The sequence below is a fragment of the Vibrio sp. Hal054 genome (assembly GCF_037162405.1).
In the GTDB taxonomy this organism is placed as follows: domain Bacteria; phylum Pseudomonadota; class Gammaproteobacteria; order Enterobacterales; family Vibrionaceae; genus Vibrio; species Vibrio diazotrophicus.
In genome coordinates, this window is the sequence record NZ_JARLUT010000002.1 from 869,196 (window position 1) to 883,288 (window position 14,093).

The 14,093-nt window shown below is 43.0% G+C and carries 14 protein-coding genes; 6 read left to right on the top strand and 8 right to left on the bottom strand.

Translation table 11 applies throughout. The features are described from left to right. Positions 1–163 precede the first annotated feature (163 nt). Positions 164–463 carry an isoamylase early set domain-containing protein gene (locus P4S58_RS19990; protein ID WP_042485941.1) on the bottom strand — a complete coding sequence of 100 codons (300 nt, stop codon included), beginning with the start codon at positions 461–463 and terminating at the stop codon, positions 164–166. Positions 464–617: 154 nt separating this feature from the next. Then, complete coding sequence (locus tag P4S58_RS19995) at positions 618–1,247, bottom strand: hypothetical protein (protein WP_337165368.1); 630 nt, start codon at positions 1,245–1,247, stop codon at positions 618–620. Positions 1,248–1,505: 258 nt separating this feature from the next. Between P4S58_RS19995 and P4S58_RS20000 the strand changes: the two genes are divergently transcribed. From P4S58_RS20000 to P4S58_RS20015, 4 genes are all read left to right on the top strand, one after another. Continuing rightward, positions 1,506–3,182, top strand: a complete 1,677-nt coding sequence (locus P4S58_RS20000; protein ID WP_337165369.1) for a SulP family inorganic anion transporter — start codon at positions 1,506–1,508, stop codon at positions 3,180–3,182. A gap of 388 nt (positions 3,183–3,570) precedes the next feature. Continuing rightward, positions 3,571–4,950 carry a YjiH family protein gene (locus P4S58_RS20005; RefSeq protein WP_337165370.1) on the top strand — a complete coding sequence of 460 codons (1,380 nt, stop codon included), beginning with the start codon at positions 3,571–3,573 and terminating at the stop codon, positions 4,948–4,950. A 287-nt stretch (positions 4,951–5,237) separates the two neighbouring features. Further along, positions 5,238–5,708 (top strand): molybdopterin-dependent oxidoreductase, encoded by a 471-nt coding sequence (locus P4S58_RS20010; RefSeq protein WP_102965184.1) that lies wholly within the window; start codon positions 5,238–5,240, stop codon positions 5,706–5,708. Then, on the top strand, positions 5,705–6,838 hold the full coding sequence (locus tag P4S58_RS20015; protein ID WP_337165371.1) for a GGDEF domain-containing protein: 1,134 nt from the start codon (positions 5,705–5,707) through the stop codon (positions 6,836–6,838). Before P4S58_RS20010 ends, P4S58_RS20015 begins: the two co-directional genes overlap by 4 nt. Before the next feature lie 54 nt (positions 6,839–6,892). Here P4S58_RS20015 and pstB read toward each other — a convergent pair whose 3' ends face one another. The 4 genes from pstB to P4S58_RS20035 all read right to left on the bottom strand — a co-directional run bounded on the left by pstB (position 6,893) and on the right by P4S58_RS20035 (position 10,428). Next, a complete protein-coding gene (gene pstB / locus P4S58_RS20020) occupies positions 6,893–7,642 on the bottom strand; it encodes a phosphate ABC transporter ATP-binding protein PstB (RefSeq protein ID WP_042485491.1) in 750 nt (249 codons plus the stop codon). 35 nt (positions 7,643–7,677) lie between these two features. Next, positions 7,678–8,565, bottom strand: a complete 888-nt coding sequence (gene pstA, locus P4S58_RS20025; protein WP_102953690.1) for a phosphate ABC transporter permease PstA — start codon at positions 8,563–8,565, stop codon at positions 7,678–7,680. 5 nt (positions 8,566–8,570) lie between these two features. Then, positions 8,571–9,497, bottom strand: coding sequence for a phosphate ABC transporter permease subunit PstC (gene pstC / locus P4S58_RS20030; protein ID WP_042485484.1), 927 nt, complete (start codon positions 9,495–9,497; stop codon positions 8,571–8,573). A 109-nt stretch (positions 9,498–9,606) separates the two neighbouring features. Then, entirely contained in the window at positions 9,607–10,428 is an 822-nt protein-coding gene (locus tag P4S58_RS20035) for a phosphate ABC transporter substrate-binding protein (RefSeq protein ID WP_102953691.1), read from the bottom strand. Positions 10,429–10,787: 359 nt separating this feature from the next. Here P4S58_RS20035 and P4S58_RS20040 point away from each other — a divergent pair, with 359 nt between their 5' ends. Beyond that, the gene (locus P4S58_RS20040) at positions 10,788–12,431 is read left to right on the top strand and encodes a methyl-accepting chemotaxis protein (RefSeq protein WP_337165374.1); all 1,644 of its coding nucleotides are present in this window, start codon (positions 10,788–10,790) and stop codon (positions 12,429–12,431) included. A 79-nt stretch (positions 12,432–12,510) separates the two neighbouring features. On the opposite strand, the gene P4S58_RS20045 is transcribed toward P4S58_RS20040, so the two are convergent. Continuing rightward, positions 12,511–12,954: an Lrp/AsnC family transcriptional regulator gene (locus P4S58_RS20045; protein ID WP_042485477.1), complete on the bottom strand. Its 444-nt coding sequence runs from the start codon at positions 12,952–12,954 to the stop codon at positions 12,511–12,513. Positions 12,955–13,064: 110 nt separating this feature from the next. On the opposite strand from P4S58_RS20045, the gene P4S58_RS20050 reads away from it, so the two are divergent. Next, on the top strand, positions 13,065–13,649 hold the full coding sequence (locus tag P4S58_RS20050; RefSeq protein WP_042485474.1) for a LysE family translocator: 585 nt from the start codon (positions 13,065–13,067) through the stop codon (positions 13,647–13,649). Between the two features lie 19 nt (positions 13,650–13,668). Here P4S58_RS20050 and P4S58_RS20055 read toward each other — a convergent pair whose 3' ends face one another. Continuing rightward, the gene (locus tag P4S58_RS20055) at positions 13,669–14,085 is read right to left on the bottom strand and encodes a MarR family winged helix-turn-helix transcriptional regulator (protein WP_042485470.1); all 417 of its coding nucleotides are present in this window, start codon (positions 14,083–14,085) and stop codon (positions 13,669–13,671) included. Positions 14,086–14,093 lie beyond the last annotated feature (8 nt).

Below are 14,093 nucleotides of genomic sequence, written 5' to 3' on the forward strand. Positions count from 1 at the left end.
AAGAGGCACAGATTAAGGCTTTCTTAACAAAAAGTCATTATTGAGCGAGTAAAGAATAGTAAAAAGGCACAAAAGTGCCTTTTTAGAAGTATTGTTTATAGCGCAAGTTTAGCCTTCAGTAGCCAATCAACATTACTTTTAACTATATGGTATCTAAACGAATTTATTGGTGTGTGGATACCATGCAGTTATCTTCGCCATAGCCATTGGGAATATATTGATCAGCCTGTGGATCATTCACCCAAAGTTCTTCGTCTAAAAGATAACGGAACTGGTAATTAGAATCTTTTGGTAGGCGGGTTTTAAACTTAAACACACTGGATTTTGCAACTTTCTTCATCGGCTGAGGCTGCCAATCAAGAAAATCAGCAACAATAGCGACATTCGATGCGACATCAGGTGCATCCAGCTCAAATGTCACTTCTACTTCATCTTTTGTCTTAAAGAAACGCTTATTAATCATGTCAAACTCCATTTTTTGCTCAAAAAGTGTTCTGCTAGGCAAATGATAGAAACTCAAAAATAAACTTTCAACTTCAGCCAAGAAGTTTCCTCAAACAACTGAGTATCACTAAGCCATTATCCTACTATGCACCTACCCTGCTGAAACTGCGTTCCTAATTGGATAGAGATAGCTGATATTTCTCCGATATCGAAAACAGTATAGACACAGATTCCGTTGCTGCCTCAGAAAAAGCCACATTATTTTCATGGCTTAAAAGTGTCACGGTTACGTTGCCACCATTTTGTACCAACGATTGTACATCGACACGATCCCCTAAAAGCTGGCTGCTGACCATCACCATTCGAGATCTGAGTGAGTCATATTTAAATAAGGCTAAATAGTTGAATACGCCTGAGCCCTGATTCGAAACACGAATCACCGAAAGATAACCATGTTGCTCTTCAAAGCCTTCCAACTTAAGCATTAGTTGAGTATCCAATGCGACAGAGCCACGCTCGCTTCCCGAATCATAAGTGCCGCCCACCCAGCGCTGCTGCTCATCCCAAGACTCAATAAATGCAAAGCTTGGGGTTTCAGGAACCGGAACGGTGATTGGGTTGGGTACGTCCAATCCAAACACTGCTTGAGCAATCGGATCTTTGTGTTTGGTTGTCGTGGGGAATTTCGCCATGATTTCTTGATCAGACAATGAAAAGCGATAAACACCCGCCACAACAACTACGACGAGTAAAACAATAGGAGTGAGCAAAATCAGAGGAATAGGTAAAAGGCGTTTTTTCATAATGTTTGTAGTTTGATGTTTTATAAGGCGCGAACACTATAACCCAAGCTCTCTGACATTAAGAGTGTTAAGCCAATAACCTATTGGTAAAAATTCATTACGAATGCCTCACACGAGTGCAACTTTTCCTCTGGAAAAGTGCTTTTTTTACCTAAATTTCGCTGCAAAAAATCTATCTGAATCCTACCTTTACAGGATATGAAATGAGCGTAGAATCAGACGCCGTTCGATTACCACACCATTTTTAAGGCTATTGATATGTTTGCCATCTATGAATCCCATAAAGCAGGTCTGCTTAAAAGTAAGAATTGGTTAAATAATTTAAGTGCGGGATTGATTGTCGGGGTGGTTGCTCTTCCTTTAGCGATGGCATTCGCGATTGCATCAGGGGTGAAACCTGAACAAGGTATTTATACCGCGATTATCGCAGGCTTAATTGTCTCTATCTTCGGTGGTTCGCGAGTTCAAATTGCAGGTCCTACTGGTGCATTTATCGTTATTCTGGCGGGAATTGTTGCTCAGTATGGCGTGAGCGGCTTGCAAGTCGCGACTATGATGGCGGGGGTCATTCTACTGATTCTGGGTGTAACCAAACTCGGCAGTATTATTCGTTATATCCCAGATCCAGTTATCGTCGGCTTTACCAGTGGTATTGGTGTCATTATTTGGGTCGGTCAATGGCAAGATTTCTTTGGTTTGCCTCAGATCAGCGGCGCGCATTTTCATCAAAAACTGATTTCTATTTTCCATGCGTTCCCACAGTTTCATTTAACAACGACCTTATTGGCTTTATTGTCTTTGGTATTGGTCATTGCAGCGCCTAAGATTCCAAAGTTATCACGCATTCCGGGGCCATTGCTGGCACTGGTGGTGGTGACCACATTGCAGTATGTTGTCGGCTTTGAAGGCGTGCGCACCATAGGTTCAGCTTTTGGTGGTATTCCGCAAGGTTTACCAGAGCTTTCCGTCCCTGATATCTCCTTTTCTCAGATTATTCAGTTAATCGGTCCTGCCTTTGCTATCGCTATGCTTGGCGCGATTGAATCTTTGCTTTCTGCGGTTGTTGCGGATGGTATGGCGGGCACTAAACACAACTCAAACCAAGAATTAGTGGGCCAAGGCATTGCCAATATCATCGCACCTATTTTTGGTGGTATTGCAGCAACAGGCGCTATTGCCCGCACCGCGACCAATATTCGCAATGGCGGTAATAGCCCGCTTGCAGGCATTATTCACGCCTTAACACTTGTCGTTATCTTACTCGTTCTGGCGCCACTGGCAGTGAACATTCCATTGGCAACACTGAGCGCGATTCTATTCGTCGTTGCTTGGAACATGAGTGAGCTTCCACACTTCTTAAAGTTGGTAAAACGCGCACCCAAGGCTGATGTGGTTATCCTGCTTATTACCTTCAGTTTGACTGTATTCGCAGACCTAGTTGTGGCGGTAAACATTGGTGTGATCATCGCGATTCTTCACTTTGTGAAGCGTATGGCTTCTAGCGTGGAAGTGAAAGCACCTACGGCGGAAGAGTTAACGCCTGATTTGCAGCGTCATGGCAAGAGTGCATTACCGCGTGAATTAGCTATTTATGCACTCGATGGACCGTTCTTCTTTGCCGCAGCCGAAACGTTTGAACGAGTGATGACCAGCATTCAGGAAACACCAAAGATTCTGATCATCCGTTTAAGATGGGTGCCATTTATGGACATTACCGGACTGCAGGCTCTCGAAGAAATCATCGAGAACTTCCATCATAAAAATGTCACTGTGCTCATTTCAGGGGCGAACCCACGCGTGACACAAAAGCTAGACAGGGCGGGAATTATTCATCTTGTAGGTGAAGAGAATGTGTATAAGGAGTTCGACGATGCGTTGCGCGTAAGCTTAAATGCCATCGATAAAATTTCATTAACAAATACAGACCCAGCCTAGCGCCTAAAGGCAATATTCTTCCTCTGTCAATCCTCATATTCTAGCTCTTGGTCTAATAACCAAGAGCTTTTCTTTATAATTCTGTAACTTATATAAACCCACCCAGTTTTAGCCCGCTTCTAAATCCACAAGTCTGTGCCCAATATCACATTAAGCACACAAATGATTTTAAACAAATCCTTCACCAGTGTAACAATAACGAAACAAATCACCATGATTTGCCATTCTCAGAGTGCAAAGGAATGAATATTTACTCTTTTTTGATGAATAGTATTGCTTAGACATCAAAAAATAGATATTCTCGCGCCAATGAGTAAATACGGATGTTTAGTGAATTAATATACCAAGGACATGGTGTTAATTGACTAGTAGTAACACGAGAAAAATAATGCAAGATAACGCTCAAACACTAGATACTCCAGTAGAACAGAAATCTTCTGGAAGTTTATGGATGTTCCTGATCCCTTCTCTGATCGGGGTGTTCCTATTTATGGCACCGATCAGTTATGACGGTTCATTCACCATTCCTGTCGCTGTATTAGCAAAATCATTACAAGCTTTGTTTGGTGACTCTTTAGTTGCAATTATTACCACTATTATTGCATTTATGTCGGTTGCTTCTTTTGCGACGAAACTTTTCAAACCGGCATTCATTGTTGAGAAGCCATTCTTAAACAACCTATTTAACCCTTCTTGGTTATGGTTAGCTGTACGAGTCATTGGCGGTGCAGCGGTAATCATGACTTTCTTCAAAGTTGGTCCTGAAGCTATCTGGGAAGGAGACACAGGTGGTTTAGTTCTGGAAAGCTTATTACCAACGCTATTCTCGGTGTTCATTTTTGCCGGTCTGCTACTGCCACTACTGCTTAACTTTGGTTTGTTAGAACTGATGGGCGCGCTACTAAGCAAAATCATGCGTCCTCTGTTTAACCTACCGGGCCGCAGTGCAATTGACTGTGTGGCTTCTTGGTTAGGTGACGGCAGCGTAGGTATCCTACTGACAAGTAAGCAATATGAAGACAAATTCTACACTCAACGTGAAGCCGCTGTTGTCGGTACAACCTTCTCAGCAGTATCTATCACGTTCAGTCTAGTGGTTATTGCTCAGGTAGAATTGGAACATTTATTCCTGCCATTTTACGGCGCTATCTGTTTAGCTGGTTTTGTTGCGGCGATCATTATTCCTCGCCTGCCACCATTAAGCTTGAAGAAGAACACTTTCATTGATGGTTCAAAACCTGATGCGGATGCAGATGCGATTCCAGCAGGTCACTCGTCTTTTTCTTGGGGTATGGAGCTTGCACTAACGAAAGCTGGCCAAGTGAAATCATTCAAGTCGGTGTTTGGCGAAGGTATTCGTAACGCTATCGACATGGTATTCGGTGTACTTCCAGTTGTTATGGGTTTAGGTACTGTTGCTCTTGTTATTGCTGAATACACCTCTGTGTTCTCGATTCTAGGTCAACCATTTATTCCTTACCTAGAGCTATTAGGCGTACCGGAAGCGGTTCAAGCATCTCAAACAATTGTGGTTGGCTTTGCAGACATGTTCATTCCTGCAATCCTTGCAGCTTCAATTGATAATGAGATGACGCGCTTTGTTATCGCAGCAATGTCTGTTACTCAGCTTATTTACATGTCTGAAGTCGGTGCGCTAATGCTAGGCAGCCGTATTCCGGTTAACTTCGTAGAACTATTTGTTATCTTCATTCTACGTACATTAATCACACTACCGGTTATCGCTGGTGTTGCACATTTGATTTTCTAATTTCAGACTCGCAAACAAAAGGCTTCACTCGTTGAAGCCTTTTTTATTCCCTTGTGCTGAAATGATATAAAACTCCCTCCATATCTATCCCCAGAACTTCATTCACCTCATTGCATAAAACCCCAGTTATTAGTCCTAAACAACCTAGCTTAAGCACTATAAGTCTTAATAAAAAATAGAACTGGCTAGATATGCACCGTATAATTTCGTAGGAAAACTCTTAATAGATCGTTTTGCAGACGATTTATGTACAAATAGCGCTCAACATATAAAAGTGAATGAATGGAATGAAACGGATTTTAGCTGCTTCTCTACTCTTTATTAGTACTTTCGCGTCTGCGTATGACTTAACTGTAAGACTGCCAGATCAAGCACCAGTTGTACTGTCGATGCATCAGCTCAAAAGCGAGTTACCTGTTGTGAGTTTTACCACTAGCACTCCTTGGGGAAGCAACCCTGACGCCGCAGTCTTTACTGGTTTCACCATGATCGATTTGTTGAGTTATTTAAAAACCAAAGATGTAGCCAGTGTTTCCTTTATCGCTTTGAACGACTACTCATCCACAACTTCTATTGATGATTTGAAGCGCTACACTCCAATTGTGGCTTACGCCATTAATGGCGAACCCATGCGAGTACGCGACAAAGGCCCATTCTGGTTTATTTACGATATGTCAACGTTTCCGCAAACAGATACGCCGGAATACCACACTCAAATGGTATGGCAACTTAAAGAGATATCGATTAAATACAAATGATTGCAGCCTCTCAAAGTAAGCAGTTACATCCTTTAATTCAACGAACAAAGACGTTATTACTGATCGTCTCTGTTGTTTTAATGATCGCTAATCTCTATACGCTAACTTCAACCAAGGAGTTAGCTCGTTCCTACACCTATAAGCAACATAAAGCCACTTGGTTTTTGTTCTACCTAACCAAAGAATTTACAGAGCTGGTATCTATCATGCCTCATGCTCTCGATACCCCAGAAGATCTCGTAAATGTGAAGCTAAAATATGAGCTTACTTGGAGCCGTTTTGATCTAATTTTGCATAACAGCGAAGCGGATGAATTCTTAGAAATAGACGGCACGCTGCACTACTTCAAAAATACATTTGACCATTTCAAGCTACTTGAATCCTTATTGGTGAGCGTCAACGACGAGCAGTCACTCGCTAACTTCACAACGAGAACCGAAGCTCTTTATCAGGACGTGATTCAATACATTAACGATAACTTCAAAATTCAAAGCCCTATGTATTTAGAGCAGAAGGCGCAAGCTGAGTATGTAACCAATATTCAATATGCACTCATTCTGCTGCTGTTTATATCCATCGGCTTGGTGAGTTTTATTTGGTACAAAGAGGCTCAATACCATCGTTTGTTAGCGTTAACGGACCCGCTGACCGATATCGGCAACCGATTGTCGATGTTTCGCTCCATTTCACATCGACCTAATAGTAGTCATTACTCGCTGTTCCTGTTGGATCTCAACGGTTTTAAAGCCATCAATGATGACTTTGGGCATTTGGCTGGTGATTCTGTTTTACAACAGGTAACCAAACGTTTGTCTCATATTCCGACCTTCGATTATGAACTTTTCCGTATGGGTGGTGATGAGTTTGCACTCATTATTAACAGTGTAGAGCCGCTGGAACTAGAAGGGATGAAAAGTCTTATTGAGCAGTGTTTTGAACACGAATTTGTTGTCGGTGACAATCAATATCGCGCTTTAAATACCAGTATTGGCGTCAGCTCCTATCCAAATGATGCTACCGACATCAACCAATTAATTCACATTGCCGACCAAAAAATGTATGTAATGAAGCATCAAAAAAAGGCCCCTCATTATGAGGGGCAAGGTTACCATCGCTTTATAGTTATATAGTGTTAGCCAGTAAGCGTTGTCAGTGATGACATCTCTTTGGTGAATGCGTTGCGATTAGCCGAAATCACCGTTCACGTAGCCTTTTGTTCTGTCATCTTTTGGTTGACTGAAAATCACCTGCGTATCGTCATGCTCAACTAACTCCCCCATCAGGAAGAATGCGGTGCGATCAGAAATACGACGCGCTTGCTGCATTGAGTGAGTAACGATAACGATGGTGTAGTTTTTCTTTAACTCTTCCATCAACTCTTCAATTTTGTGTGTTGCAATTGGGTCAAGAGCTGACGTCGGTTCGTCCATCAGGATCACATCCGGTTCCATTGCGATAGTGCGAGCAATACATAGACGTTGCTGCTGACCACCCGATAAACCAAACGCGTGTGACTTCAAACGATCTTTCACTTCATCCCAAAGCGCTGCACCACGCAGTGAACGTTCTACCACTTCATCAATATGTTTCTTATCTTTCACACCTTGAGCACGCAGACCGTACGCCACGTTTTCGTAGATGCTCATAGGGAATGGGTTCGGCTTTTGGAAAACCATACCTACACGAATACGGATATCTGCAACATCAACATTGCCATAAATATCCTGACCATCCATCTCAAGCTTGCCTTTGATGGTGACGCCTTCGATAAGATCGTTCATGCGGTTCAAGCAGCGTAATAGCGTTGATTTACCACAACCAGATGGACCAATCAGCGCCGTCACTTGACGAGTAGGAATTGGCAGGTTGATAGATTTCAGCGCTTGGTTTTCGCCGTAGAATAAATCCAGATTTTCAATATTAAATTTGTTCATTGTCGTGTCTCTTAAATTCTGTCAGTCGTATCGGATTAGTAAGTTGCCGTGTTGAATCGCTTAGCGATTAACTTGGTAACCATGTTGATGAGCAACACAACAACAATCAGCACAGTGGCTGTTCCGTACGCTTGATTCCACTCTTCAATCGTGAATAGTTCAGTTGTCAGTTTGTAAAGGTGAACCGTCAATGTTCGACCTGAATCCAAAAGAGAATCAGGAACACGAGCTACCATACCTGCGGTTAAGAACACCGGTGCTGACTCACCGATAACGCGGCCAATACTCAAAATGACAGAAGTTAGAATACCTGGGATCGCACTTGGCAAAATGAGACGCCAGATGGTGTAAATTTTTGAAGCGCCAAGACCATAAGAGCCTTCGCGATACGTTTGTGGTACCGCCATTAATGCTTCTTCTGTGGTACGAATGATCACTGGCAGAATCAGGATACTTAGGGTTAATGCGCCCGAAAGAATCGAGAATCCTAAACCAAGAATCACAACAAAGAACGTCATACCAAACAGACCAAAGATGATCGATGGAATACCCGCTAATGATTCGGTACAGAAACGGATTATCTTCACCAGCTTACTGCCGACTTTGGCATATTCGGTAAGATAGATCGCCGTCATGATACCCATCGGTGCAGCAACCGCGATTGAAGCTACCACCATATAAATGGTTGAGATGATCATCGGGAAAATACCGTGTTCATCACCAGTACGAGTGTAGTCGTCCGTGACGAATGCCCAATCCACGTGTTTTAAACCGTTAGATAGGATGTACCAGATAATCCAGAACAGAAAACCAACCGTTAAAGCCGCCGCAAGCCAGATAAACGCTCTTAAAACGTTGTCTTTAAATTCACGTGCTTGTTTTAGTTTTGCGCGATCCGCTCTTTTTTGATTTGCGAAACTCATAGTCGTTACCTCGCTTTCTCACGGTTTAGGTACAGAAGAGCCGCGTTAAGCATCATGATAAACACAAGCAACACAACACCGGTTGCATACAGCGCGTTGGCGTGAACGCCACTGGCATAAGACATCTCAATAGCAATGTTTGCCGTCAAAGTACGCGCAGAGTCAAGAATACCTTCAGGCATTGCTGGCGCGTTACCCATCACCATGATGATCGCCATGGTTTCACCAAGCGCGCGGCCAATGCCCAGAATCACACCAGTCATAATGCCTGAACGTGCCGCCGGGACGAGAAGTTTGAAAATGGTGTAGATGTTTGAAGCGCCAAGAGCCAGAGAACCTTCTTTGTAAGCACGGGGTACAGCTCGGATCGACGTTTCAGATACAGTGATTACAGTTGGCAGAATCATCACACCAAGAACAATAATCCCAGCTAGGATTGTGTTACCCGCCGGTACTTGGAAAATGTTCTGGATTAGTGGAACGATAATGACTAGGCCGAAGAAGCCATAAACAACCGAAGGGATACCCGCCAATAATTCAACCGCTGGGCGAATGATGTCCGCAACACTTTTAGGAGCAATCTCTGCGATAAAAATTGCCGTCAGCACACCGATAGGAACACCAACAATTACCGCTCCGAAAGTAGAAACAACCGATGCCACAATCATGGTAGCCACACCGTATAACGCCGGTGGTAACCAGTCTTGGCCAAGAACGATTCCAGAAACGCCAACTTCTTGGAATGCAGGAATACTCTCTCTAACGATGAAGTAGGCAATAACAGCTAGAGAAACGATACCGATAACGGCACTCGTCAAAAACAAACCGTGGAAGAAACGCTCCTTCCAATCTACGCGCTTTTGTGCACGCAGTTTACGCTTTGCTTGCGTCTTTTCGATATCCATAAGCTTGTCACTATTTGCGATGGTCATAGATGTTCTCAATCTCACCTACCGAGCTAGCTAACATTCATTAGTTCGCCGGTATGTAATACAAAAGCCCAGCCCAAGGCGGGCTGAGCAAAGCTTAAATATTTAAATCTTAGTTCACTGAGATGTAGTGGTGTGAAGCAACGATTTTTTGAGCTTCATCCGATAGCATCCAGTCTAGGAACTTTTGCGTTGATGCAGATGGAGCACCTTTCTTGTAAAGCACTAGGAAAGGACGAGCAACTTTGTAGCTGCCTGATTTAACGTTCTCTACAGTTGCAGGGCTACCGTCGATTGCAAGAGCATGAACTGAACCGTCTACAGTACCTAGAGAGATGTAGCCAATCGCATATGGGTTAGAAGCAACCATAGTTTTCAGACCACCGTTACCGTTCGCAACTTGTGCACGCTGAGAGATAGCTGAAACTTCTTTACCAGAAACTTTTTTCTTAAGTTCCATGATTTCTTCGAACGCGCCACGAGTACCAGAAGCTGTATCACGAGTGATCGCTACGATTGGTTTGTCTTCACCACCAACTTGTTTCCAGTTAGTGATTTCGCCTTTGTAGATTTCAGAAACTTGCTCTGCTGTTAGGCCTTTCACTTTGTTACTTGGGTGAACAACTACCGCGATACCATCGCGAGCAATCACTTCTTCTACTAGGTTTGATTCTTTTTCAGAGTCTTTCAGACCACGAGAAGACATACCAATATCTGCACTGCCATTCTTCGCTGCTTTGATACCAGCAGAAGAGCCTGGGCCTTGTACTTCAATAAAAACGTCCGAGTTTGTTTTCATGTATGTTTCTGAGAAAACTTCCATCAGTGGTGTTACGCTGCTAGAACCCACTGCTGAGATAGTTTCTTTTGCTGAAACAGGGCTAATTGCTAGGGCGCCTAGAAGAGCGATTGCACCGATTACTGTCTTTTTCATCACATTCTTTCCTTAAGTGGCTAATTTATTTGCCGTTGATTTACTGGAACGGGATTCACTTTAGAATCCAAATGTGACAGTTGTGTTTCAGTTCGTTGAAAACTGCATGACAAATTGAAATAAAGCCCTCAAAACATATGTACCCAGTTTCTCATTTCAAATAAAATTTCAATTGGGAACGTTATCACCTGAGTAAAAAATCAGACAATCTTCAAAAAGGCAGCACAAATGCTCAAATACTAGGCAAAACTTGACTATTTTGAAGTTAGAGATAATTGAATTATTACTCTAAATCGATAAACTCCCTAAGTTACAAAAATATCAAATAATAATTACTACTATTTACATAAGGATAAATCATGCGAAAGCTGATCTCCGGGTTGTCTATCAAGTTACAGGTTGTCGTGCCTGTGCTTGTTACTATGCTTCTTCTGACTGTTGGTATTACATATAGCTCATCAAGTCTTAAAACTGCGTTCAATAATGTTACTCAATCCACCGAGCAGCTTGTTGAGCACAAAGATGATGTTACTAATATTGTTAACAACACCTATAGTATGCGCATCAGTGCTATCTATAGCTTGTTCACTCCTGACGAAGTCGCACGTCTTCAATCCGTACTAAAAGAGAACGAAGCAAAGAACCTTCAGCTTCTTCAATCTCTAAACACAGTTCAAGGTCTACAGCCAGAAGTCACCGCGCTGCAAAAAGCGATGAAGTATTATGTAGATTACTCTCTTAACACTATGATCCCATTGCTTAAAACTAAGCATAACCAAACCAATCTCGATTCAAGCTTTGACAGTAAATATCAGCAGGCCTCTGCGGCTTACAGAGATGCTGGAGCACAAATGGTCAAAGCCATTGAAGCACTTTCAAGCAGGCTAAACGTGCTTGCGCTGGAAAGTGTCAGAGCTTCCGAAAATCATCACGGTACAGTAATGCAAAACTCCATGATTGGATTTGTCACCGTGTTAATTCTTGCGGCACTTTGCAGTTGGCTTTTAGCGGGCATCATCGTTAAGCCGATTCAGAGTCTACAAACGATTATGCGTGAAGTTGCGAAAGGTAACTTGCTAGTTGAAGCTGAAGTTGAAGGCAACAACGAAGTGAGTGCACTGACTCGTGACATCAACGCCACAACCAAACAGCTGCGCCAAACAGTTGAAACATTAATCCGCATTAGTGTCGAAGTCGCTTCAGCTTCAACAGAACTTGCGGCAGTGATGACACAATCAAGTGTTAACTCTGACCAAGAAAAGCAAGAAGTGGAACAAGTGGCTTCAGCGGTAAACCAGCTTGAAAGTGCCGCTCAGAGTGTGACCGACAATGCTTCTCAAGCAGAGCAAGCAGCACAACAAGCAAATCAGCAAGCAAAAGAGAGCTTGGCGATATTCGAACAAAGCCACAAAGCAAGTATCGACATGGCTCGCCAGCTTAATGAAGCAGCATTGGTTGTGAATGGTTTGAAAGAACAGTCTGAGCAAATTGGTCAGGTCATCGAAGTGATTGAAGGCATTTCTGAACAAACCAACTTGCTGGCTTTGAACGCGGCAATTGAAGCGGCGCGTGCCGGAGAAAGCGGTCGTGGCTTTGCTGTCGTTGCCGACGAAGTCCGTATGCTCGCGGCACGTACTCAGCAATCTACTCAGGAAATTCAGCTCATTATTGAAGAGCTGCAAAGCAAATCTGGCATTGCTAATGACAGTATGAATATGAGCTTGAAGATGATTGAAACCAATCAAGCATTGGGCGATCAGGTAAGTGAATATCTCAACAATATTAGTCTGGCGATTTCGGAACTGAATGGCATCAACACGCAAGTTGCCTCAGCTTCTGAAGAACAAAACCATGTGACTTCGGATATTAACCGCAACTTGGCAACTATCTATGAATTGGTAAGCCAGAACGTTGCTGGTATTACCCAGTCAGCGGCAGCAAGCCAAGAACTTTCAGCACTTGCAGAGCAGCAGAAAGAACAACTTAGCCACTTCCGCGTTTAAAACGTTTGTAGCGCTAACATAAACACAAAGGCGATGGTTAAATTCCGTCGCCTTTTTTGTATTGTACGTTTTCGAATCTCTATTGCCGCTCATCTTTCGGCGAATCCATCACCACCATGGTCGAGATGGATTTCACTTGTGGACTTTCACCCAAGACATTTGAGTGAAAGCGCTTATACGAATTTAGATCCTTAGTTTCCACGCGCAGCAGATACTCATTCATGCCTGTAATGTTATGGCATTCCACCACTTCCTTGGCATAACGAACATGATCTTCAAATGCGAGTTGCGACTGCTTAGTGTGGCTATTTAAACCTATAGAGACATAAGCAATAAAACCGACTTCAAGCTGATTTTTGTCCAATACAGCGCGATAACCTTTGATCACTTTGGTTCTCTCCAGTTCTTGCACTCGTCTTAACGTGGCCGAAGGCGATAATCCCACTCTTTCAGCCAACTCGACATTTGAGATTCTTCCGTCGCCCTGAAGCTCAAACAATATTCTTTCGTCAAATCTATCCATAGCTAAATTTTATTGCTTTTAAATTGCAGTAGACACAAATATAAGCACAAAATTGCGTTCGCATCCAATTACAATTTTTCCATCATTTGATAACAATTGCAGGAGAGAAAATGGATTTATATCAATGGTGGCCTTTAGTGATGTTTGCGTTTGTATCCACGTTTTCCCCTGGTCCCAACAACATTATGTTGATGACGTCTGGAGCGAATGTTGGCTTCAAAAAAACCATCCCTCATATGGCTGGTGTCACTTTTGGCTTTAGCATCATGATCATTTTGGTTGGTATAGGTTTGATTGGCGTGTTCCAACAATACCCTATCATTCAACAGGTACTGCACTGGCTGTGTTTAGGCTATTTAGTTTATCTGGCTGTCAAAATTGTGCTTAGTAAGCCAAGTCAAAGCAGTACGACCTATAAACCAATGACTTTTCTCTCAGCAGCCATGTTTCAGTGGGTGAATCCGAAAGGCTGGTCAATGGCTTTGACCGCAGTGAGTGTTTACAACTACACCACCAGCTGGGTTGGTTTAGCCATTATTGCAATTGTATTTGCGATGGTGAATGTTCCTTCAGTCAGTGTCTGGACGGCGGCAGGTAAACAGCTTAGTCAATGGATGCATCATCCGAAATATGTGCGCTGGTTTAACGGAGCGATGGGAGGACTACTCTTGCTTTCCGTAGTCCCAATGCTTTAGAGCGGGAAGTTAGAGAGAGTTAGAACTCTTGATTGATTAGCGTCAGCATTTGAGCCAGATTCTTTTGCTGCTCAGCACTAAAACGACGAGTGAGCTCTTCAGTGAGCGACATGTGCAAAGCGTTGTGTTGTTGAAACACCTCTTTCCCTTCTTCAGTCAAAGTAACCTGAATAGAACGTCGATCCCCTTCGATGGATTGACGTTCTATTAGCCCCGCCTGAACCAATTTTTCCACTTGAACGGTTAGTGTTCCCGTTGTAATGCTCAGTCGATTCGCTAACTCTTTCATTCGCATTGCACCGTGAGAGCCTAACACCTCAAGAGTATGAATTTGAGCCAATGAGTACCCTGTTTCTTTAACAACGGACATCTCCCAAGAGGACATCTTGTCGTAGAACTCAGTAATCAGGTTGTTAAGCTCGGTCAACTGGTGCATATGTCATA